This window comes from Oceaniglobus trochenteri, from assembly GCF_020529025.1.
Taxonomy (GTDB): domain Bacteria; phylum Pseudomonadota; class Alphaproteobacteria; order Rhodobacterales; family Rhodobacteraceae; genus Oceaniglobus; species Oceaniglobus trochenteri.
On the sequence record NZ_JACNMM010000010.1, the window covers coordinates 34,920 to 56,867 of the forward strand.

The following is a 21,948-nucleotide window of genomic DNA, read 5'->3' on the forward strand; positions in this document are numbered from 1 at the left end:
AGGAAGACGTGACATCGACCACATGGGAGGATTTGCGATGAAGAAGAATTTCCTTGGCACCATTTCGACGCTGGCGGTGATGACCGCCGGCAGCGCGGCCCTGGCCGATGCGCATTCCGGGCCGCTCAAGGTGGGCGTGCTGGTGACGCTGGAAGGCACCTATGCCGTTCCGGGCGAAGACGGCGTGCGCGGCATCGAACTGGCCCTGGCCCAGCATGACGGCATGGCCGGCGGGCGCGAGATCGAGCTGACGACCGTATCCACCGACACCACCCCCGACAGCGCCGTGCGCGGCGCGCGCAAGCTGGTGGAACAGGATGGCGTGGAAATCGTGATCGGGCCGCTTTCCGGTTCCGAAGGCATCGCGATCCGCGACTATTCGAAAACCCAGCCGGGCGTCACCTTCATCAACGGCATCTCGGGCGCACAAGAGGCCACCTATGTCGACCCGTCCGAGAACTTCTTCCGCTACAACATGGAAGGGGCGCAGTGGTCGGCCGGTCTGGGCGATTACGTGTTCAACGAAAAGGGATACAAGACCGTCGCCACCATCGGCGAGGATTATTCCTTCATCTACACCCAGGTTCTGGGCTTTGCCCTTGGGTATTGCCAGGCGGGCGGCGAGATTACCGAACGCTTCTGGGTGCCGCTGGGCACCAAGGACTTCGGCTCGATCATCGCGTCTCTGCCCGATGATGTCGATGCCATCTACCTTGGCCTTGGCGGCGGCGATGCCGTGAACTTCCTCAACCAGTACCAGCAGGCCGGCGGTGAGGCGAACCTGATCGGCGGCACGATCATGGTTGACGGCACGGTGCTGAACTCCAAGGGTTCGGCCAAGGATGCGCTGATCGGGGTTCCGTCCTCGGGGCCGCAGGCCGATACCTATGACGGGGAAAAATGGGTCGCCTATGTCGATGCCTACAAGGAAATGTTCCCCGATGGCTTCCCCTCGCCGTCGCTTTTCGCCACCGGTTACTACAACTCGACCAACGCCATGCTTCAGTGTCTTGACGAGGTCGAGGGCAACCTGGGCGAAGGCCAGGCCGATTTCCGCGAATGCCTGAGCAACATCGAACTGGATGCCCCCAACGGCATGATCACCCTGGACGAGAACCGCCAGGCCATCGGCACCAACTATATCACCGAAGTCTCCGAACAGGATGACGGCACCCTGGCCAACAAGGTGGTCAAGGTTGTCGACGGTGTGGACCAGCGCCTGGGCCTGAGCAAGGAAGCCTTCGACGCCATCGGCCTTCCGGGCCGCGACGTGCCCGAGTGCAAGACCTCGTACTGATCGGGGCCTGACCGCAGAGACCCGAAACCCGGGCGGCATCCCTGGCGATGCCGCCCGGTCTTTCCTTACACATTCATTTCGGTGTGGCGCCATGACGCTGATCACCTATCCCACGCGCGTGCATTTTGCCGATGGCGTGCTGGAAGAGGCTTTGCGCTCGGAGCTTGAGAGGCAGGGCCATCGCCACCCGCTGTTGCTGTGCGATGCAACGCTTGAGGGCAGCGTGTTCCAGGAACGGGTGCTGGCGGGCGTGCCGCGCCATTCGGGCCGGGTTGCCATGCAGATGGGGCCATTGGCTGACCCCCGGGCCGTCATCCGGGCGGTAGAAGAGCAACATGCCGAAAGGCCCATCGACGTGATTGTCGCCTTTGGGTCGTCCCGTGCCATTGAGGTGGGGCGCAAGTGCCGCCGCGCGCTGTCCACCGACCGCGAGGCGCGGCTTGATCTTTTCGCGGTACCGGGGGCCGATGGCATGCCCGATCCCTGCACCCGCAACCTGGAAAGCTGGCGCATGGGGCTGCCGTCGATCCTGATCTGCGATCCGACGCTGACGCTGCACGCCGACCGCCGAGCAAGCCAGGCGGCCTCGGTCCTGTCGCTGGCGCGCTGTCTGGAAAGCTATCTTGCCGTGGCCTTCAACCCGCCCGCCGATGGCATGGCGCTGGATGGGTTCCTGCGCTGCATTCGCAACATCCACCGCCTGAACGACAGCGACGACGGGCTGGCGGTGCGGCGCGATCTGATGGCTGCCTGCCTGAATGCCATGCTGGCGCAGGAAAAGGGGCTTGGCCCGGCGCAGCTTCTGGCGCGCGCCTTGGGGGCGGGGCCGGAACCGGGCGCCGTGGCCCGGCTGATCCTGCCCGGCATCCTAGCCGCGGTGGCGCCCGACGGCGAAAAGCCTGCGGCGCTGTGTTCGATGATGGGCTGTGCGCTGGGGCTGGCCGAGGGCATGCGCGATTTCCTCGAAGACCTGCCGATGCAGCGCAGCCTGTCGGACATGGGGGTGGGGGCCGACGACATCGACCGCGCCGCCGAGGCGATGGAGGGGCGCAGCGATCTGCCGCCCGCCGCCGCGCGGGATATATTGGAGTCGGTCTTTTGAAACCCCTGCTGATCGATGGCGCATGGCAGCGCACCTCCCACGGGGTCGAGAACGTGAACCCCTCCGACACTGCCGACGTGATCGACACCTATGCCCAGGCCGGTGTCGCCGAAACCCAGACGGCCATCGCTGCCGCCCTGGCGGCAGCGCCTGAATGGGGCCTCTCGGCGCCGCTGCTGCGCCATGATATCCTGCGCCGCGCGGGGGATGAGATTCTGGCCCGTCGCGAAGAACTGGGGCGGCTTCTGTCGCGGGAAGAGGGCAAGATCGCCCGCGAGGGCATTGCCGAGGCGACCCGCGCCGCCCAGATCTTCCACTTCTTCGCGGCCGAGGCGCTGCGCCTGTCGGGGGAAACCGGCGCCTCTCTCCGCCCCGGCGTGACAGTCGAGGTGACGCGCGAACCGGTGGGCGTCGTCGGCATCATCGCGCCCTGGAACTTTCCGCTGGCCATTCCGGCCTGGAAGATCGCCCCGGCCTTGTGTTTCGCCAATACGGTGGTGTTCAAACCAGCCGAGCTTGTCCCCGCCTCGGCCTGGGCGCTGGCCGACATCCTGCATCGGGCAGGGGTGCCCGATGGGGTTTTCAACCTGCTGAACGGGCCGGGCGCGGTTGTGGGGCAGGCCATGCTGGACGATCCGCGCATCGACGCCCTCAGCTTTACCGGTTCACAGGCAACAGGGACGCGGGTGGCGGCGGCCAGCCTGCCGATGATGCGCCGCCTCCAGCTTGAGATGGGGGGCAAGAACCCGCTGGTGGTGCTGGACGATGCCGACCTTGATGTCGCGGTGCAATGCGCGCTGGACGGCGCGTTCTTTTCCACCGGGCAGCGGTGCACCGCCTCGTCCCGCCTGATCGTGACCGAGGGCCTGCACGACCGGTTCGTCAGCCGCTTGACCGAGGCCGTTTCGGCGCTGCGGGTCGGCCATGCGCTGGAGGATGCATCGGACATGGGGCCGGTAGTGAGCGAGGCACAGTTGCAGCAGCATCTGGCCTTCATCGCGCAGGCCCGCGCCCAGGGCGGCCACCTGCGCACGGGCGGCGAGGTGCTGCGCCGCGAGACTGCGGGATTCTACCTCTCGCCGGCCCTGATCACCGAGACCGATCCGAAAATGACCATCAACACCACCGAGGTTTTCGGCCCCGTCGCCAGCGTGATCCGCGTGCGCGACTATGAACATGCGCTGGCTGTGGCCAATGACACGCCCTTCGGGCTGTGCGCCGGGATCTGCACCACCAGCCTGAAACATGCCAGCGATTTCAAGCGCAAGGCACAGGCCGGGATGGTCATGGTGAACCTGCCGACCGCCGGTGTCGATCACCACGTGCCCTTCGGCGGCACCAAGTCCAGCAGCCATGGCCCCCGTGAACAGGGCGGGCAGGCGCGTGAATTTTTCACCACACTGAAGACGGCATATGTGCAACCCTAGGCCGAAAGCTGCCCGTCGCCACGTAACCCTGAGTATGATTATTGGCGCGGCGGGCTTGCCCCGAAGGGGGTGGCCGTGCGGCACTGGACATTCCGGTACAATCGCCGCCAGAGCGATACGCCGGCCATAGGGAGGATGACAGATGAGTCATGCGGTGTCGGTATCGCACGGAGAGTTCGGCCGTGCCACGATCTATCGGCTGGACCGGCCGATCATCAACCACGCCCATCGTGAAGGACATATCGTTTACAATATCGGCGGCCCGGCCGCCACGATGACGGTGGCAGACAGCGAGGTGCCCTGCACCGCGACCACGGCCACCGCCATCAGCCCATGGGAGCCGCACAGTTGGAACGGCTCTCCCGAGGGTGAGGTGGTATCGCTGACGCTTTACATAAAACCGATGTGGTTTCTCGAAAACTCGGCCTCGGCGGAATATGCGCTGAAGTTCGGGCGCAGCGCGATCACGGTCACCCCGGTGATCGACGACCTGGTGAAACGGCTGACCGCGCATCTGCTGGAGGACGAGGAACACAACGGCTTTGACGATCTGCTTTTCGCCCTGACAAAGGAGAGCTTTGAACAGACCTGGCACGCCGCGCCGCAAGGCAGCCTGAACACCGCCTGCCAGCGGTTCAGCGATTTCCGCGTGCGTCGGTCCCTGCGCCTGATGGAGGACCGGATGACCGAGGATGTCGACATGGAGGGCATCGCGCGCTCGGTCGGCCTGTCGCGGCCGCATTTCTTCAAGCTGTTCAAGCAACAGATGGGCGTGACGCCCAATATCTACCTCAACACCCTGCGCGCCGAACAGGCGATCGAGGATCTGCTGACCACCGACAAGTCGGTCACCGACATCGCCCACGACCTGGGCTTTTCCAGCCAGGCCAGTTTCACCCGGTTCTTTTCCTCCAACGTCGGCATCGCGCCCAGCGAATACCGCCGGGTGGCCCATTGCTCCAGCACCGCTTTTCCGATGATCGGGCAGGCGGGCAGACTGTCGGGTATGCCGGTTTCGGGGGTGCGCAACTAACCTGAGGCGACAAGGCCCGGCAAACGGGCAGGGGAGGAATGGGTGATCGTCATGGCCAAGTGCATCTGCGCCGTCCCGGTGGGCCGGTCCGCACCATGAGGCGTTTCGCCACCCGCCATCCTGTCTGGACTGCGATCCTGGCGGTCATCGCCGCGCTGCTGTTGTGGATGATCTTTGCCGTCTGGCCCGACGGGTTCGAGGAAGTGTTCGGCCGCAAGAAGGTGTTCCTGAACGCGCTGTTCAACGGCATCACCCTGGGCGGGCTCTATTTCCTGGTGGCCAGCGGGTTTACCCTGATCTTCGGGCTGATGCGCAACGTGAACCTGGCGCACGGGTCGCTGTACCTTCTGGGGGGCTATGTCGGCTATTTCGCCGCCGACATCACGGGGTTCTGGCTTCTGGCCTTCCCCATCGCCTTCGTGGTGGTCGGGTTCTTCGGTATCATGCTGCAAATCCTGGTCTTTAGACGGATGGAGGGCGAAGACCTGCGCCAGACCCTGGTGACCATCGGCATTTCCATCGTGGTGGCCGACCTGATGCTTTGGGGCTTTGGCGGTGATTTCTACAACATCTCGCCACCCGAATGGCTCTCGGGCCCGATGAGCACATTTTTCGTGACCGCCGTCAAATCCTCGGGCGAACCGGTGTTCATGAAGTACCCGATGGTGCGCATCGTGATCTTTGCCGCCTCGGTGGTGGTGGGTGTGGCCATGTGGCTGGCGCTGAACAAGACGCGTATCGGCATGATGATCCGCGCCGGCGTCGATGATCGCGACATGCTGAGCGCGACGGGCGCGCGCATCCAGATCGTCTTTGTCGGCGTCTTTGCCTTCGGGGCCGGGCTTGCGGGGATCGCCGGTGTCGTCGGCGGCACCTTCCAGTCGATCGCCCCGGGCGAGGATATACGGTTCCTGCTGGCCAGCCTCGTGGTGGTGATCGTCGGCGGCATGGGGTCGATTCCCGGCGCCGCGCTGGGGGCTCTGCTGATCGGGCTGGCCGAACAGTTCGGGTCGGTCTATTTCCCGACCTATGCCGTCGTGCTGACCTTCCTCATCATGGTGATCGTGCTGGCCTTCCGCCCGCAGGGTCTGTTGGGAAAGGCCTGACCCATGGTTGCCATGCCCGAATCCGACGCCCGCAGCGAAAAGAAGCCGCCCCAATGGGTGGAAAACACACCACCCGCCTATTGGGTGCTGGGCATCCTGCTGTTGATCGTGCCGACCTTCGCCAGCAACTTCGTGATGTTCCAGATCATGGGCTGGACCTTCATCCTGGGCCTGATTGCCCTGTCGCTGATGTTCCTGGGCGGATATGGCGGGATGGTATCTTTGGCGCAAATGGCCTTTGCAGGCTTTTGCGGCTACATGATCGCCATCTTCGGCAACAGCGCGGTCGAGGGGATATCACAGGGCTGGCCCTGGTGGCTGGTCATTCCGCTGGCGTTGTTCCTCACCATGCTGTTCGCCACCCTCGTCGGCTGGCTGGCCGTGCGCACCGAGGGTATCTATACCATCATGATCACCCTCGCCATCGCGGCGGCCTTCTTCTATTTCGCGCGCCAGAACTACGAGGTGTTCAACGGTTTCCAGGGCTTCAATTCGGTCCTGCCGCCCGAACTGTTCGGGGTCGATTGGCGCGGGCCGGTGGCCTTCTATTACCTCACCCTGTTCTGGGCCGTCGCCGGATATGCCGCGGTGCTTTACGTCAGCCGCGCGCCCTTCGGGCTGGCGCTGCAAGGGGTGCGCGACAATCCGCGCCGCATGGCCGCGCTGGGGTACAACGTGACCGCGCACCGGGTGGCGGCCTATGCCTTTGCCGCGCTGATCGCCGGGATCGGCGGTATCCTTCTGACCTGGCAATCGGCGCAGATTTCGCCCGGCACCATCAGCATTCAGGCCGCCATCGACGTTCTTGTGATCGCGGTGATCGGCGGGCTGCGCCATCCCATCGGCGCCTTCATCGGCGCCTTCATCTTCGTGCTGCTCAAGACCTTCGCCGTCGATGTCCTGATCGCGCTGGGGCTGGGGGGTGAGAGGTTCAACCTGCTGATCGGCATCGGTTTCCTGATCATCGTATTCTGGTCGCCCGACGGCCTTCTGGGGCTTTGGGAAAAGCTGCGCGACAGCCGCAAGCGCGATCCGCTGACCGGCAAGGGGGTGGAGTGATGGCGCGCGATACCGTCACCGAACGCCTTGCCGCCACCGGCACCGACAACGCGCTGGAGCTGCGCGGTGTGTCGAAGAAATTCGGCGAGCTCGAGGCCCTGGGCGGAATCGAGATGACCGTGAAGCCGGGCGAGCGCCGCGCGGTGCTGGGCAGCAACGGGGCGGGCAAGACGACGCTTTTCAACTGCATCACCGGCGATTTCGCTCCCACCACGGGCGCCATCCGCTTTTTCGGCGAAGACGTGACAGCCTTTCCCGCGCAGGAACGCATCCGCCGCGGGTTGCGCCGGACCTATCAGATTTCGCTGCTGTTTTCCGGGCTCTCGGTGATCGACAATATCTATCTTGCCTGTCGCGGCGTGTCGCGGGGGCGGTTTTCCTTCATCCGTCCGGGGCGGTCTGACGCGCTGATGCAATCGGCCGAGGATCTTCTGCGCGTCGTCCACTTGGAGCCAGTGCGCGACACCATGGTCAGCGACCTGTCCTATGGCCAGCAGCGCCAGCTTGAAATCGCCATGGCGCTGTCGGGGGCGCCGCGCTTCATCCTGTTCGACGAACCGGCCGCCGGTCTTTCACCCACCGAACGCAGCGAACTGGTGCAAATCCTCACCGGGCTGCCCTCGCATGTTGGCTACATCATCATCGAACACGACATGGACGTGGCCCTGCGCGTGTCGGACATGGTGACGATGATGCACAACGGGCGCATCTTCAAGGAAGGCAAGCCCGCCGAAATCGAGGACGACGAAGAGGTGCAGGCGCTGTACCTGGGGGGCGGCCATGACTGAGCGCAGCGGCCCGGCAATCCTCGAGGTGAAAGACCTCAACGTCTATTACGGCCAGTCCCACGCGTTGCAGGGGGTGAACCTGACCCTTGGGGGCGGTGTGCTGTCGGTGGTGGGGCGCAACGGCATGGGCAAGACGACGCTCTGCAAGGCGATCATGGGTCTGGTGCCCACCGCCTCGGGCGGCATTTCCCTTGGCGGTCAATCGCTTGCGGGGCTTTCCTCGGCCGAGATCGCGCGCCTTGGCATCGGCTATGTGCCCCAGGGGCGGCGGCTGTGGAAATCGCTGACCGTGGATGAACACCTGAAGCTTGTGGCAACGAAAGGCGGCGCCTGGACGCCCGAGCGTATCTATTCCGTCTTCCCGCGCCTGGCCGAACGCAAAACCAACGGCGGCGCGCAACTCTCTGGTGGTGAACAACAAATGTTGGCCATCGGGCGCGCGCTTCTGCTGAATCCGCGCCTGTTGGTGATGGACGAACCGACCGAGGGTCTGGCCCCCGTCATCGTCAACCAGGTGGCCGATATGCTGATCCGGCTGGGGCAGGAGGGTGACATCGACGTTCTGGTGATCGAACAGAACATCGGCGTGGCCTGTTCCGTGGCCGACCGCGTGGCGATCATGGTGAACGGCAAGATCAACCGCGTGATGGACGCCGGATTGCTGGCCAGCGACCGCGACCTGCAACAGGCGCTTCTGGGGGTCGGGCGCCATGCCCACGACGAAACCCCCGACGATGCCGACACCCGCCCTGTGCAGGGCACAGCCCCGCGCGGCCCGGCCAAGATTTACCTGTCGAACCCGAAAACCCCGACCCGCTGGAGCGCGCCGGTGCCGGTTCACCTTCTCGAACAATCCGCCCGCACCACAAGCGAGGTTGCAGCCGGCCCATCCCAGAGCGCGCCAAAGGTCGAACCGCGCGCCGGGGTCGTCTATGTCTGCGGCACGCTGGATACCAAGGGCGACGAGCTGCGGTTCATGCGCGACATCCTCAAGGGTGCGGGCTTGCGGGTGGCCATGGTGGACCTGTCCACCAGCGGAAAACCCTCGGGCGCCGAGGTGCCGCCTGCCGTGGTGGCCGGGTTCCATCCGCGCGGATCGTCGGGCGTTTTCACCGGCGACAGGGGCAGCGCCGTGGCGGGCATGACCCTGGCGTTCGAGCGGTGGATGAAAACCCGCAACGACGTGGCGGGCCTTCTGGCGGCGGGCGGATCGGGCGGCACGGCCCTCGTGGCACCGGCCTTTCGCGTCCCGCCCGTGGGGGTGCCCAAGGTGATCGTCAGCACCGTGGCCAGCGGCAACACCGAACAATACGTCGGCCCCGCCGATATCATGATGATGCATTCCGTGGCCGATGTGCAGGGCCTGAACTCGATCACGCGCGAGGTGCTGGGCAATGCCGCCCATGCCGTCGCAGGCATAGCCAAGGCCCGCCAGAACGCCCAGCCCGCACCGGGCAAACCCGCCATCGGGCTGACCATGTTCGGCGTCACGACCCCCTGTGTGCGCCAGGTGGTGGCCCAGCTTGACGCCGACTATGACTGCCTTGTGTTCCACGCCACGGGAACCGGCGGTCGCAGCATGGAAAAACTGCTTTCTTCCGGCATGTTGCAGGGCGTTCTTGACCTCACCACCACTGAGGTTTGCGACATGGTGGCGGGCGGCGTTTTCGCCTCGGACACGACAAGGTTCGATGCGGCCATCAATTCGCGTCTGCCCTTCATCGGCGCCTGCGGGGCGCTGGACATGGTGAACTTCAACGCCCCCGACACGGTGCCGGAAAAATACCGTGGCCGGCTTCTCTATGAACACAATCCGCAAATCACCCTGATGCGGACTTCGGTTGAAGAAAACGTCGCAATGGCCCGTTTCATCGGGGAAAAACTGAATCGGATGAATGGCGTGGTGCGGTTCTTCCTGCCCGAAGGGGGCGTTTCGGCGCTGGATGCCAAGGGTCAGCCCTTCTGGGACCCGGCAGCCGACAAGGCCCTGTTCGACACGCTGGACCAGGTCGTGACCCAGACCGCCAACCGCCAGCTTGTCCGCGTGCCCCACAACATCAACGATCCCGAATTCGCAGCGCTGGTGGTCAAGACCTTCCGGTCGTTCCACGCGCAGCCGACCAAATCCGCCAAAGGAGCCTGAGATGATCGACCGCGACACCCTGATGCAGAAGTTTCGCGCGATGCGCGACGCGGGCGAACCCATCGTCGGCGGCGGCGCGGGCACCGGACTTTCTGCCAAATGCGAAGAGGCGGGCGGGATCGACCTGATCGTGATCTACAACTCGGGCCGCTACCGCATGGCCGGGCGCGGATCGCTGGCCGGACTGATGCCTTATGGCGACGCGAACGGTGTGGTGATGGAAATGGCGGGCGAGGTTCTGCCGGTGGTGAAACACACGCCGGTTCTGGCCGGGGTCTGCGCCTCGGACCCGTTTCGCCAGATGAACCGGTTTCTGGACCAGGTGAAGGCCGAGGGGTTTTCCGGCGTTCAGAACTTCCCCACCGTGGGGCTGATCGACGGCACCTTCCGCGCCAACCTGGAAGAAACCGGCATGTCCTATTCCCTTGAGGTCGACATGATCCGCATGGCCCATGAAAAGAGCCTGCTGACCACGCCTTATGTCTTCTGCGAAGATGACGCACGCGCGATGGCCGGGGCGGGCGCCGACATTATCGTCGTGCATCTTGGGCTTACGACCGGTGGTTCCATCGGTGCGGAAACCGGCGTGTCGCTGGAGGAGGCCCCGGCGCTGACCGACGCCTGGGCCAAGGCGGCGCTTGAGGTGAACTCCGATGTCATCGTTCTGGTCCATGGCGGCCCGGTGGCGATGCCCGAAGATGCCGAATACGTCCTGAAGAACACCAAGCATTGCCACGGGTTTTACGGCGCCTCGTCGATGGAACGTCTTCCAACCGAGATCGCGCTGACCGAACAGACCCGTAAATTCAAGAAAATCAGCCGCTAAGGCACCGAAGTTCACCCAAAGGGAGGGTATATCATGACCGGACAAGTGATAGGACAGTTGATCCTGTGGCTGATCATGGCGGTGATCGTCATTTTCATCCTCTACTGGGTGATGAACTGGCTCTACCGGCGTTCGACCAAGGAAATCGCCTTTGTGCGCACGGGTTTCCTGGGTGAAAAGGTGGTGATTGACGGAGGCGCCTTCGTCTGGCCGATCATCCATGACATCACGCCGGTCAACATGAACTCGCTTGACCTGAACGTGACGCGCGAGCGTGAGAAGGCGCTGATCACGAAGGACCGGATGCGCGTTGATATCGAAGCGTCGTTCTACATCCGCGTCAAGCAGACGAAAGAGGCGGTGACGCTTGCCGCCTCAACCCTGGGCCGCCGCACCCTGGAGCCTGAGCGGATTCACCAGCTTCTGTCGGGCAAGTTCGTTTCGGCCATGCGCTCGGTCGCGTCGGAAATGACCATGGAAGAGCTGCACGAGCAGCGCGGCGAATATGTGCGCCGCGTTCTGGATTATGCACAGGAAGGGTTGGACAAGAACGGGCTGGAGCTGGAAAGCGTCGCCATTCTGGATATCGACCAGACCGACATCGAGTATTTCAACCCCTCCAACCGGTTTGACGCCGAGGGCCTGACCAGCGTGATCGAGGCGATCGAAGGGCGGCGCAAGCTGCGCAACGACATCGAACAGGATACGATGATCCAGATCCGCGCCCGCAACCTTGAGGCCGAGCGGCAAAGCCTTGAGATTGAACGCGATTCCGAGTCGGCCCGCCTGGACCAGGAGCGCGAGATCGAATTCCGCCGCGCCCGCCAGCGCGCCGAACTGGCCCGCGAACGCGGCGAGCGCGAGAAGGAAGGCGAAGAGGCGACCCTTATCAGCCGCGAGGCCATCGAACGCGCCCGCATCGCCAACGAGGAACAGATCGCCGCCGCCCGCATCGCCAGCGAACGCACCATCCGCCAGCAGGAAATCGAACGCCAGCGGGTGATCGACGAGGCCGAGATTTCGACCCGCGAAGTGGTGGAAAAGGCGCGCATCATGCAGGAGCGCACCCTGACCGAGGCGCGCATTTCCAACACCCGCGACACCGACGCCGCCGAGATTTCGGCCCGCGAAGCCATCGAAAAGGCGCGGATCGCACAGGAAAAGGCGCTGACCGAGGCGCGGATCGAAAAAGACCTCACGACCCAGAGCCGCGAGATCGAACGCAAGCGCACCATAGACGAGGCCGACATTTCCGCCCGCGAGGTGATCGAGAAAGCCCGCATCGCCCAGGAGCGCGAGATCACCGAGGCGCGGATCGCATTCGAACGTAACACCCGCGAGAAGGAGATTGAGCGTAACCTGGCCATCGAAGAGGCCGAGATCGCCAGCCGCGAGGCCAGCGAGAAGCTGCGCATCGCCCAGGAGCGCACGGTGAGCGCCGAGCGGATTTCCAGCGATCAGGAGACCCGCAAGCTGGAGATTGCCCGCAGGAAAGCCCTGGAAGAGGCTGAAATCGCAAGCGAACAGGCGATCGAGGCCGCCCGGATCGCCCGCGAAAAGATGCTGGCCGCCGAGAGGATCGAAAGCCAGCAGGCCACCCGCGCGAAAGAGATCGAACAGCGCAAGGTTCTGGACCAGGCCGAAATCGCCGCCAGCGAGGAAACCAGCAAGGAGCGGATCGCCCAGGAAGAGCGCATTCGCAGCCTGGAGATTGCCCGCAACCAGGCCATCGACGAGGCCGAGATCGCCAGCCGAGAGGCGGTGGAAAAGGCCCGCATCGCCACCGAGGCCCGCACCCAGGTGGAGCGGATCGAGAACGAGGAGCGCACCAAGGAGCGTGACCTGGCCCGCGAACAGGCCATCGCCTTTGCCGACACCGCGAAACAGGAGGCCGTGGAGGCCAAGCGGATCGCCAAGGAGAAGAAGCTGGCCGCCGAACGCATCGCCTATGAGCAGGACATGCGCGAACGCGAAATCGCCCGCAACCGCGCCGTGGACGTGGCCGCAAGCAGCGCCGCCGAGGCCGTGAACGCCGCCAAGATCACCGAGGCCGCGCGCACCCGTGCCGCCGAGATCGCCCGCGACGCCGAGATCCGCAGCCGCGAGATCGAGAAGCAGGAGGCCATCGAGGCGGCCGAGATCTCCAGCCGCCGGTTGATCGAAGGGCAGCGGATCGAGAAGGAGGCCGAAACCACGGTCGAGAAGATCGCCCGCGACCGCAAGATCCGCGATCTGGAGATCGAGCGCAACAGGGCGCTGGACGCCGCCCAGATCGCCGCCGACGAAGCCATCGAAGCCGCCCGCGTGGCCAAGGCCAAGACGGTGGACGCCGAAAAGATCGTGGCCGAGCAGGAGCTGGACTCCAAGCGGCTTGAGCGTCGCAAGGTGCTGGAGCAGTTGGAGATTGCCCGCGTACAGGCCCTTAACGAGGCCGAGATCGCCAGCCAGGAGGAGATCGAACGCGCCCGGATCGCATCGGAACGTGGGCTGGACGACGCGCGCATCGGCCACCAGACCGAACGCCGCCGCCTGGAGATCGGCCGCGAGAGAGCCGTGGAAGAGGCGAACATGGAAAAGGCCATCGCGCTGTACCAGAAGTCGCTTGACCAGTCCGCCGCCGCCATCGAGGCCGAGAACGCCCGTGCCCGCGCCGTCGAGGCGGCCGAGAAGGTCAAGACCGTCGGCGAAACCGAAGAGGCATCGCGCCGCAAGGTCGTGGGTGTGACGGCGGCCCAGCTTGAGGCCGAGAAGACCCGCATCAAGGCCGAGGCCGACAAGATCCGCACCGCGGTCGAGGCCGAGGCCCAGAAGCTGATCAACGAGGCCGAGAACGTGCTGACCGACGGCGCGCGCACCAGCCTGTTCAAGCGCAAGATGCTGGAGCATGTGGAAGGCATCGTTTCGGCCAGCGTGAAGCCGCTGGAGAAGATCAACGACATCCGCATCATGCAACTGGGCGGCAGCGGCACCCAGGGGCTGAACTGGGCCGACGGGGCGCCGGGCGGCGGCGGTGGCGGGGGCGGCAGCAGCCCCACCGACGAGGTGATGAACAGCGCCCTGCGCTATCGCGTGCAGGCGCCCATGGTCGACAGCCTGCTGTCCGACATCGGGCTGGACGGCAGCAACATCGCCAAGTCCGACATCTTCCGCAACGCCAGCGACATGACCCGCGCGGCCGGCGAAATCGCCCGCAGCAGGGCGGCGCAGAAGCCCAGCGACAAGCCGACGGAGAAATCGTAAATGGCGCGTGTGTTCATCAGCTCGGTCATTCCTGCCGAACCTGCCAAGGTCTGGGAAAGGGTGCGCGATTTCAACGCCTTGCCCAAGTGGCACCCGCGCATCCGCGACAGCCGGATCGAAGACGCGCTGCCCTCGGACAAGATCGGCTGCATCCGCAACTTCCACCTTCAGAACGGCGACATGATCCGGGAAAAGCTTGTCGGGCTAAGCGATTACGACCTGTTCTTCACCTATACCATGCTTGAGGGGCCAATGCCCCTGTGGGATTACATGGCCACCTTCCGCCTGACCCCGATCACCGACACCAACCGCACCTTTGCGGAATGGTCGGCCGAGTTCGAATGCGACCCGAAGGATGCCGGCGATCTGGTGAACGGCATCGGCAGCAACGTGTTTCAGGGCGGTTTCGACGCGCTGAAGCGGCACTTCGGGGGCTAGGCCATGGTCAGCGTGATCCGCAGCACCGTGATGCCCGCGCCGATCGAGGCGGTCTGGGAGGTGCTGCGCGATTTCAACGGGCATGATCAATGGCACCCCGCCGTCGCCAGCAGCGCCATTGAACGGGGCCGCGACGCCGACAGGGTGGGCTGCGTGCGCCGCTTCAAGCTGGAGGACGGCAGCGAGTTGCGCGAACAGCTTCTCACGCTCAGCGATGCGGAGACGGCGTTCAGCTATTGCCTGCTCGACACTCCGATTCCGCTTTTGAACTACGTCGCCCATGTGCGGCTGATCCCGGTGACGGACGGCGATCACACCTTCTGGGATTGGCGCTGTCGGTTCGACACCCCGAAGGGGCGCGAGGATGAACTGGCCACCATGGTGGGCGACAACATCTATCAGGCCGGGATCGATGCGATCCGGGTGCATATGGGATTGGAGGGCGCATGACGCTGGCGGTTGAAACCTATCCGACCCTGCGCGAAGCGGCGCAGGCGCTGGGTGATCGGGCGCGGTATCTGGGCGGCGGCACCTTGCTGATGCGGGCCGTGAACTATGGCGACCAAAGCTTTGATCGCATTGTCAGAAGTCGTGAGGTTGACCGGACGGTGCGATCCGAAGGGCAGGGCATCCGCATCGGCGCCGGGGCCACCATGGCCGATGTCCTGGCCAGCCGCGACCTGATCGCGCTGCATTCGGTGGCCCGCATCGTCGGCGGCCCGGCGGTGCGCAACATGGCCACGGTGGGCGGCAACCTCTTCGCCGCGTCCCCTTATGGCGATTTCGCCACGGCGCTTCTGGCGCTGGATGCCACGGTGCAGATGGCCGACGGGCAGAACCTGCCGATGGAAAGCTTCCTGTCGGGCCGTGCGCGGATGCGCGGCATTGTCGCCTCGGTCACGGTGCCAAGGGTGGGTGAGGGCGAATTCCGCTTTGCCAAGGTCAGCCGGATCAAACCCAAGGGCGTTTCGATGATGTCGCTTGCCGCCGTCCTGCCGGGGGTCGGGTCGGGAAGGCTGGGCGATGTGCGTATCGCCTTCGGCACCATGGGGCCGACACCGCTGCGCGCCAAGGCGGCTGAACAGGCGCTGCGCGGCCGGGGGCTGACCGACGCCGAAATCGAACCGGCACTGAAGGTCTGCTGTGACGGGTTGCAACCCGCCGACGATGAACTGGCCACCGAATGGTACCGCCGCGAGGTGGCGCCGGTTCACCTGAAACGCCTGCTGCTGGGGGGGCGCCGCTGATGGCTCGCACACCGCTGACATTCACGCTGAACGACGCCGAAACCGGGGTTTTCGTGGTTCCGGGATCGAACCTTCTTGATGTGCTGCGCCGGGGTGCCGGTGATCTGACACCCAAGCAGGGCTGCGCCCAGGGCACCTGCGGCAGTTGCACGGTTCTGATCGACGGGGTGCCGCACCTGTCCTGTCTGACCCTGGCCGAGACCGTCGAGGGCAGGCGTATTGACACCACCGGCGGCCTTGCGGGCGGGCCGGACCTGCACCCGCTGCAACAGGCCGTCATGGAGGGTTTCGCGGCACAATGCGGGTTCTGCACGGCTGGCATGCTGATGGCGGCCAAGGCCCTGCTGGACCGCACGCCAAACCCCACCCGCGACGAGGTGATCGAGGCGATCAGCGGCAATCTCTGCCGTTGCACCGGCTATGAACCCATCGTCGATGCCATCCTGACGGCAAGCGCACGGATGCAAGGACGCACAGCATGAGCAGCACCGAATTCCGCAAGGACCTGTTCGCCGACGAACGCGACGACACATTGAAAGAGATCGGCAAGCCCACGATACGGCAGGATATTCTGGGCCATGTCACCGGGCGCACAAAGTATTTCGACGATCACCTGTTTGATGGTCTGCTGCACATGCGCGCCGTGCGCTCGCCGCACCATCACGCCCGTATCCGCCGTATCGACACCGAGGCCGCCGCGCGAATGCCCGGGGTGCGCCGGGTGGTGACGGCGAAGGATGTTCCGGTAAACCTCAACACCCTGCTCAGCCTGATCAATTTCGGCCGCGACGATGAACCGCTTTGCGCCCATGACAAGGTGCGCTTTTTGGGCGAAACCGTCGCCTGGATCATCGCCGACACCGAACGCGAGGCCCGCGATGCCGTGGCGCAGGTGCGCGTGGATTACGAACCGCTTCCCCATGTTCTGGACGTGGAAGAGGCGCTGAAGCCCGACGCGCCGGTGGTGAACGAGGTCTATCCAAACAACACCTTCGATTATCACGGCAAATACGACCACCAGAAGCTGCGCTTTGGCGATGTGAACGCCGCCTTTGCCCGGGCCGATCACGTGATCGAGGCCGAATACCAGATGTCGCCCATCGAACAGGCGCCCATCGAAACCTGCGGGGCCATCGCCGCGCCCGAACAGAACGGGCGCTTCGTCTGCCACACCAACACCCAGGCGCTGTTCTTTTCCCTCGGCACCACGGCAAAGCTGCTGGATACGCCTTCGTCACGGCTGCACTTCATCGGCGGCACCGCCGGCGGCGGGTTCGGCGGCAAGGTGGATTCCATCGTCGAACCGACCGCCGTTCTGGGGGCCATGCTGACCGGGCGGCCGGTGAAATTCGCCTGGGACAGGTACGAGGAAATGCAGGTGGGCGCGCCCCGCGGCGGCGAACGCTGGCGCATCAAGGACGGGGTGATGCGGGACGGCACGATCATCGCGCGGGAATTCACCGGTTTCTTCGATTCCGGCGCCTATATGCGGCTGTCGCCCTATGCAATCATCAAGGGCACCGGGCATCTGCCGGGGCCCTATTCGATTCCGAACGTCGCCAGCAACGTCTATTGCGTGGTGGCGAACCGCACGCCCGCCACCGCCATGCGCGGTTTCGGAATCACGGCGGTGGATTTTTCCATCGAATGCCACATGGACCGGGTGGCCGAGGCGGTGGGCATGAACCCGATCGAGCTGCGCATCCTCAATGCCTATCGCGACGGCGACATGAAGGCACATCGGCGGAAGGCCAAGAACACCGCCCTGATCGAATGCTGCCAGGTGGCGGCGGGCAAGGCGGGTTGGTCGATTTCCGCCGATGCCATGGCCCAAAGCTCGCTTCGGGGCGGCGGTCTGGGCGAACGCGGCGCAATCCCGGAAACCGCTACCGATGAAGAGGGGCGGATCGGGGAACGGCGCGCCGGGCGCACCCGCGACACCGCGCCATCGCGTCAACCGACGGGCCGGGTGCCTGCGGGCCATGCCGGGCAGGCGGTAACTGCCGCGCCGGTGCAGAACCCCGATATGGAGATCGAGATCGAGAGGATCGGCCACCGCATTGCCGCCCAGCAGGGCGCGGCCCCGGCACCCCGTGCGCCGCAACCACCCGCAGGCCAGCCCACGCCGCCACGCGCGGCCCCGCCCGCCGCCGCACCGCAATCGTCCTATGCCCCGCCGCCCAGCCCGCAGGCCACGGCGCCGACCTACCAGCAGCCTCCGGCACCGACGCCACCGCCCGCGCCAACACCACCCACGCCGCCGGCGGCAAGCGAACCCTATAAACCCGAGCAACCGTTCAGCCGCGGCGTCAACCGCCCCGGCACCTCGCGGTTCCTCTCTGGCACGCGGAGGCGCTGACATGGCCATTCACAAGGGGCGCGGTTTCGCCTGCATCAACTATCCCATCGGCATGAACCTGGGCGGCGATCCAGCGCAAGCGCTGGTGCATTCCACGCCCGACGGCAAGTTCATGGTCGCCCTTTCGGCCATCGACCTGGGGCAGGGGATGAAATCGGTCACCCGCCAGATCGCCAGCGAAACCCTGGGCGTCCCGGTCGAGGATGTCTATGTCGACACCGCCGACAGCGACACCGGCCCCCACGACATGGGGTCTTTCGCATCGCGCGGCACCCATCGCGTCGGCAACGCCGTGATCCGCGCCAGTGCCGAGGCCCGCAAGCAGATGCTTGAGGCGGCGGCCGAAGAGCTTGAGGTGAACGCCAGCGATCTTGACACCGACGGCAAGGGCAACATCCACGTCAAGGGCGCGCCCTCCCGCAGCATCACCGTGGCCGATACCGCCATGGCCGCGCAGTTCAAGCAGGGGCGCACCCTGGCCGGGCGCGGGATCTTCCTGATCCCGCCCTCGGACGCCGACGCCGAAACCGGGGAAATGACACCGGTGACATGTTTCGCCCATGCGGCCCTGGTGATCGATCTGGAGGTGGACGACGAAACCGGTGATGTCGAGGTGAAAGAGATCAACTCGGCCTATGAGGTGGGGCGCGCGCTGAACCCGAAACTGGTGGAACAGCAGTTGATCGGCGGCGCCTGGATGGGGGTGTCGCACGCGCTTTATGAAACTACCGAACCGCAATATCCCAAGCGCGATCACGGCCCGCAGGATTTCAACACCTACCTGATGCCGGGGCCGGGGCAGATCGTGCCCCACAACATCGCCGTGCTGGAACGCCCGGCCGAGGATGCGCCCTTTGGCGGCAAGGGGCCGGGCGAGATGTGCGCCAACCCGGTGCTGCCTGCCGTGGCCAATGCGATCTACAACGCCGTTGGCATACGCTGTGACCGCCTGCCCATCACGCCCGAGAAAATCCTGCGCGGGCTGCGGGCCAATGGCGGCGCGCGCCCGCAACAGGTGCGCTAGGTGGCGGTGCGCGCCAATATCGCCGGGCTGAGCAGCCCCGAGGCGTTGCAGCGCGCGCTGGTCGATGCCCAGTACCTGGCCGACGATGCCCTTGCCACGTCAAGCTATCTTGCCCTGGCCCTGGGCAAGCCGATGTTGCTGGAGGGGGCGCCGGGCGTGGGCAAGACCGAGGCGGCGAAGGCCCTGGGTGGCGTGCTGGGCCGGCAGGTGATCCGGCTTCAGTGCTTTGAAGGCATCGACGCGGCGGCAGCACTTTATGAGTGGAACTATCCCCGCCAGATGCTGGCGATCCGGCAGGCGGGGCAGGATCATCTGAACCTCTACGGGGAGGAGTTCCTTTTGGAACGCCCCTTGCTGACCGCTTTAAGAAACCCCGCCACCTCGTTGTTGTTGATAGATGAAATCGACCGCGCCGATCACGAGTTCGAGGCCTTCCTTCTTGAATTCCTGTCGGATTTCACCATTTCCATCCCCGAAACCGGCACCGTGCGCGCCATGCAGCCGCCGGTGGTGGTGCTGACCAGCAACCGCACCCGCGACCTGCACGAGGCCTTGCGCCGCCGCTGCGTCTATCACTGGATCGACTATCCCCATCCCGCGCTCGAGGCGCAGATCGTCATGGCCCGCGCGTCGCGCGTGGCGCAGGCGACGGCGGATGCCGTGGTGGCCAGCGTGAACGCCCTGCGTGCCGAACCTCTGGCCAAGCCGCCGGGCGTGGCCGAAACCATCGAATGGGCCGAGGCGGCAACGCTGTTGAACGGGCAGGGCGCGCGCTGGCCCGATGCCTTCCGCCGGGCCATCGGCGTTGCGGTCAAGGATCACGATGACATGGCCTATCTGGCCCCCCGCCTTGACGGCCTTCTGCCCGGAGAGGCCGCATGACCCTGCCGCGCGCCCTGTCGCCCTTCGTCGGCTTTGCCCAGGCGCTGCGCCAGGCAGGCTTTGCCGTGTCGCCCGACCAGACCGCCAGCTTCATCGAAGCGGTGGGCGTGCTTGGCCCCCGCGATCTGACCGATGTCTGGCGGGCAGGGCGGGCCTTGTTTTCGGTGCCGCCTGAACGGCTTGCGGAATATGACGCGCTGTTTCGCGCGATCTTCCTGGGCCAGACGGTCGCCGCACCCGCCGAGGGCGAGGATGACAGCGTCGAGGCCTTCGAGCCGACGGGCGAGACGCAGGAGATCGAGGTTGGCCAGGACGAAAGCGAAGTGGGCGGCGAGGCGGTGACGGCCGAACGGCTGGGCCGGCGCGAACTGGCCACGCGCGACGATGACGCCGCGCTGGTGCAACTTCATCGCGAGGTGCCGGGCGCGCTGCCGCGTCGCCTGTCCTATCGGCGCCAGCGAGCCAACCGGGGCACCCGGATGGACATGCGCCGCATCCTGCGCGAGGCGGCAAGGCGCGAAGGCGATGTGCTGCGCCTGTTCGAAACCCGCCGCAAGACGCGTCAGCGGCGGGTACTGCTGCTGATCGACGTGTCGGGGTCGATGAAGGAACGTTCCGAAGCCTCTTTGCGGCTGGCCCATGCCGTGGTGCAGGTGGCCGACCGCGCCGAGGTCTTCACCCTCGGCACCCGGCTGACCCGTGTCACCGCCGCCCTGCGCCCCGCCGACAAGGCCCAGGCGCTGGAGCGGGCAGGGGCGCTGATCGCCGATTTCGACGGGGGAACGCGGATCGGCGAGGCGCTGGCCACCTATCTGGCAGTGCCGCGCTTTGCCGGCTTTGCGCGGGGGGCTGCCGTGATCGTGCTGTCCGACGGGTTGGAGCGGGGCGATCCGGCGGCGATGGTGGATGCTGTCGCGCGGCTGTCGCGCATCGCCTGGCGGCTCGATTGGCTGACGCCGCTGGCCCGCGATCCGGATTATGCCCCGGAAACCGCAGGTCTCAAGGCGATCCTGCCACTGATCGATACCCTGGCCGACGGCGCCGATACCGCCGCCATCACCGACCACATCCTGAACCTGAGGCGTGCCGCATGATCGATGCCCATCACCACATCTGGCTGCAAAAGGATCTGCCCTGGCTGCTTGGCCCCGAACAGCCGCGCATCTTCGGACCCTACCGCGCAATCATGCGCGATTACACCACCCGCGAATACCTGGCCGACATCGCCGGAACGGGCATCGGGAAATCGGTTTACGTCCAGGCCAACTGGGCGCCCAACTGGTTCATGGACGAGGCGGCCTGGGTGCAGGAGCAAGGCGAGGAACACGGGTTGCCCGATGCCATCGTCGGCTATGCCGATTTCACCACTGGCGATGTGCGCGACCAGCTGGACAAGTTGAAGAAATACAACCGCATGCGCGGCATTCGTCAGCAACTGCATTGGCATGAGAATCCGACCTACCGCTTTGCCCGCGACCCCGACCTGTGCCGCGATGAAACGGTGCAGAAGAACATCGCCCGTTTGGGGGATTACGGCTGGTCCTTCGATCTTCAGGTCTTTGCGCCGCAGATGGCGGGCGCGGTGGACCTGGCCCGTGCCTGTCCTCACATCACCTTCATCCTGCAACATGCCGGAATGCTTGAGGATCTGTCGGACTCAGGGCGCAAGCAATGGCAGGACGGGATGAAGGCGCTGGCCGATTGCCCGAACGTGGTGACAAAGCTCAGCGCCTTTGGCACCTTCATCCACCGCAACGATCCCGATTTCATCGAAGAGATGATCGTGACCACCGAAGGCATCTTCGGCGCCGAGCGGTGCATGTTCGGCAGCAACTTTCCCATCGAAAAGCTCTGGACCAGTTATACCGAGCTGTTCAACGCCTTCAGATCGGGCGCCAAATCACTGAGCAAAAAGAAACAATCCGCAATCTTCAACGACACGGCCGCCCGTGTCTACGGCATCTAGGGAGGGGCAGC

At 65.2% G+C, this 21,948-nt stretch carries 19 protein-coding genes; all 19 read left to right on the forward strand.

Annotated elements, in window-relative coordinates; genetic code table 11:
- The first annotated feature begins 37 nt into the window (after positions 1 to 37).
- The gene (locus tag H7828_RS16950; protein WP_226782252.1) at positions 38 to 1,297 is read left to right on the forward strand and encodes an ABC transporter substrate-binding protein; all 1,260 of its coding nucleotides are present in this window, start codon (positions 38 to 40) and stop codon (positions 1,295 to 1,297) included.
- 91 nt (positions 1,298 to 1,388) lie between these two features.
- The gene (locus tag H7828_RS16955; RefSeq protein WP_226782253.1) at positions 1,389 to 2,399 is read left to right on the forward strand and encodes a dehydroquinate synthase/iron-containing alcohol dehydrogenase family protein; all 1,011 of its coding nucleotides are present in this window, start codon (positions 1,389 to 1,391) and stop codon (positions 2,397 to 2,399) included.
- Positions 2,396 to 3,826, forward strand: coding sequence for an aldehyde dehydrogenase family protein (locus tag H7828_RS16960; protein WP_226782254.1), 1,431 nt, complete (start codon positions 2,396 to 2,398; stop codon positions 3,824 to 3,826). Before H7828_RS16955 ends, H7828_RS16960 begins: the two co-directional genes overlap by 4 nt.
- Before the next feature lie 142 nt (positions 3,827 to 3,968).
- Positions 3,969 to 4,859: a helix-turn-helix transcriptional regulator gene (locus tag H7828_RS16965; RefSeq protein WP_226782255.1), complete on the forward strand. Its 891-nt coding sequence runs from the start codon at positions 3,969 to 3,971 to the stop codon at positions 4,857 to 4,859.
- A gap of 95 nt (positions 4,860 to 4,954) precedes the next feature.
- Positions 4,955 to 5,965: a branched-chain amino acid ABC transporter permease gene (locus H7828_RS16970; protein WP_226782256.1), complete on the forward strand. Its 1,011-nt coding sequence runs from the start codon at positions 4,955 to 4,957 to the stop codon at positions 5,963 to 5,965.
- 3 nt (positions 5,966 to 5,968) lie between these two features.
- Positions 5,969 to 7,024, forward strand: coding sequence for a branched-chain amino acid ABC transporter permease (locus H7828_RS16975; protein WP_226782257.1), 1,056 nt, complete (start codon positions 5,969 to 5,971; stop codon positions 7,022 to 7,024).
- Complete coding sequence (locus tag H7828_RS16980; RefSeq protein ID WP_226782258.1) at positions 7,024 to 7,812, forward strand: ABC transporter ATP-binding protein; 789 nt, start codon at positions 7,024 to 7,026, stop codon at positions 7,810 to 7,812. The genes H7828_RS16975 and H7828_RS16980 overlap by 1 nt, the downstream gene beginning before the upstream one ends.
- Positions 7,805 to 9,955, forward strand: coding sequence for an ABC transporter permease (locus H7828_RS16985; RefSeq protein WP_226782259.1), 2,151 nt, complete (start codon positions 7,805 to 7,807; stop codon positions 9,953 to 9,955). The genes H7828_RS16980 and H7828_RS16985 overlap by 8 nt, the downstream gene beginning before the upstream one ends.
- 1 nt (position 9,956) lies before the next feature.
- The gene (locus tag H7828_RS16990) at positions 9,957 to 10,781 is read left to right on the forward strand and encodes a phosphoenolpyruvate hydrolase family protein (RefSeq protein WP_226782260.1); all 825 of its coding nucleotides are present in this window, start codon (positions 9,957 to 9,959) and stop codon (positions 10,779 to 10,781) included.
- Between the two features lie 33 nt (positions 10,782 to 10,814).
- A complete protein-coding gene (locus tag H7828_RS16995) occupies positions 10,815 to 14,021 on the forward strand; it encodes a flotillin family protein (RefSeq protein WP_226782261.1) in 3,207 nt (1,068 codons plus the stop codon).
- Entirely contained in the window at positions 14,022 to 14,459 is a 438-nt protein-coding gene (locus H7828_RS17000) for an SRPBCC family protein (RefSeq protein ID WP_226782262.1), read from the forward strand.
- A 3-nt stretch (positions 14,460 to 14,462) separates the two neighbouring features.
- Positions 14,463 to 14,909 carry an SRPBCC family protein gene (locus tag H7828_RS17005; protein WP_226782263.1) on the forward strand — a complete coding sequence of 149 codons (447 nt, stop codon included), beginning with the start codon at positions 14,463 to 14,465 and terminating at the stop codon, positions 14,907 to 14,909.
- Entirely contained in the window at positions 14,906 to 15,706 is an 801-nt protein-coding gene (locus tag H7828_RS17010) for an FAD binding domain-containing protein (RefSeq protein ID WP_226782264.1), read from the forward strand. The genes H7828_RS17005 and H7828_RS17010 overlap by 4 nt, the downstream gene beginning before the upstream one ends.
- Positions 15,706 to 16,188: a (2Fe-2S)-binding protein gene (locus tag H7828_RS17015; RefSeq protein ID WP_226782265.1), complete on the forward strand. Its 483-nt coding sequence runs from the start codon at positions 15,706 to 15,708 to the stop codon at positions 16,186 to 16,188. The genes H7828_RS17010 and H7828_RS17015 overlap by 1 nt, the downstream gene beginning before the upstream one ends.
- Positions 16,185 to 18,065 carry a xanthine dehydrogenase family protein molybdopterin-binding subunit gene (locus H7828_RS17020; protein ID WP_226782266.1) on the forward strand — a complete coding sequence of 627 codons (1,881 nt, stop codon included), beginning with the start codon at positions 16,185 to 16,187 and terminating at the stop codon, positions 18,063 to 18,065. Before H7828_RS17015 ends, H7828_RS17020 begins: the two co-directional genes overlap by 4 nt.
- A gap of 1 nt (position 18,066) precedes the next feature.
- Positions 18,067 to 19,089 carry a xanthine dehydrogenase family protein molybdopterin-binding subunit gene (locus tag H7828_RS17025; protein WP_226782267.1) on the forward strand — a complete coding sequence of 341 codons (1,023 nt, stop codon included), beginning with the start codon at positions 18,067 to 18,069 and terminating at the stop codon, positions 19,087 to 19,089.
- Entirely contained in the window at positions 19,090 to 19,971 is an 882-nt protein-coding gene (locus H7828_RS17030) for an AAA family ATPase (RefSeq protein ID WP_226782268.1), read from the forward strand.
- Positions 19,968 to 21,065: a vWA domain-containing protein gene (locus tag H7828_RS17035; RefSeq protein ID WP_226782269.1), complete on the forward strand. Its 1,098-nt coding sequence runs from the start codon at positions 19,968 to 19,970 to the stop codon at positions 21,063 to 21,065. The genes H7828_RS17030 and H7828_RS17035 overlap by 4 nt, the downstream gene beginning before the upstream one ends.
- Entirely contained in the window at positions 21,062 to 21,937 is an 876-nt protein-coding gene (locus H7828_RS17040) for an amidohydrolase family protein (protein ID WP_226782270.1), read from the forward strand. The genes H7828_RS17035 and H7828_RS17040 overlap by 4 nt, the downstream gene beginning before the upstream one ends.
- Positions 21,938 to 21,948 lie beyond the last annotated feature (11 nt).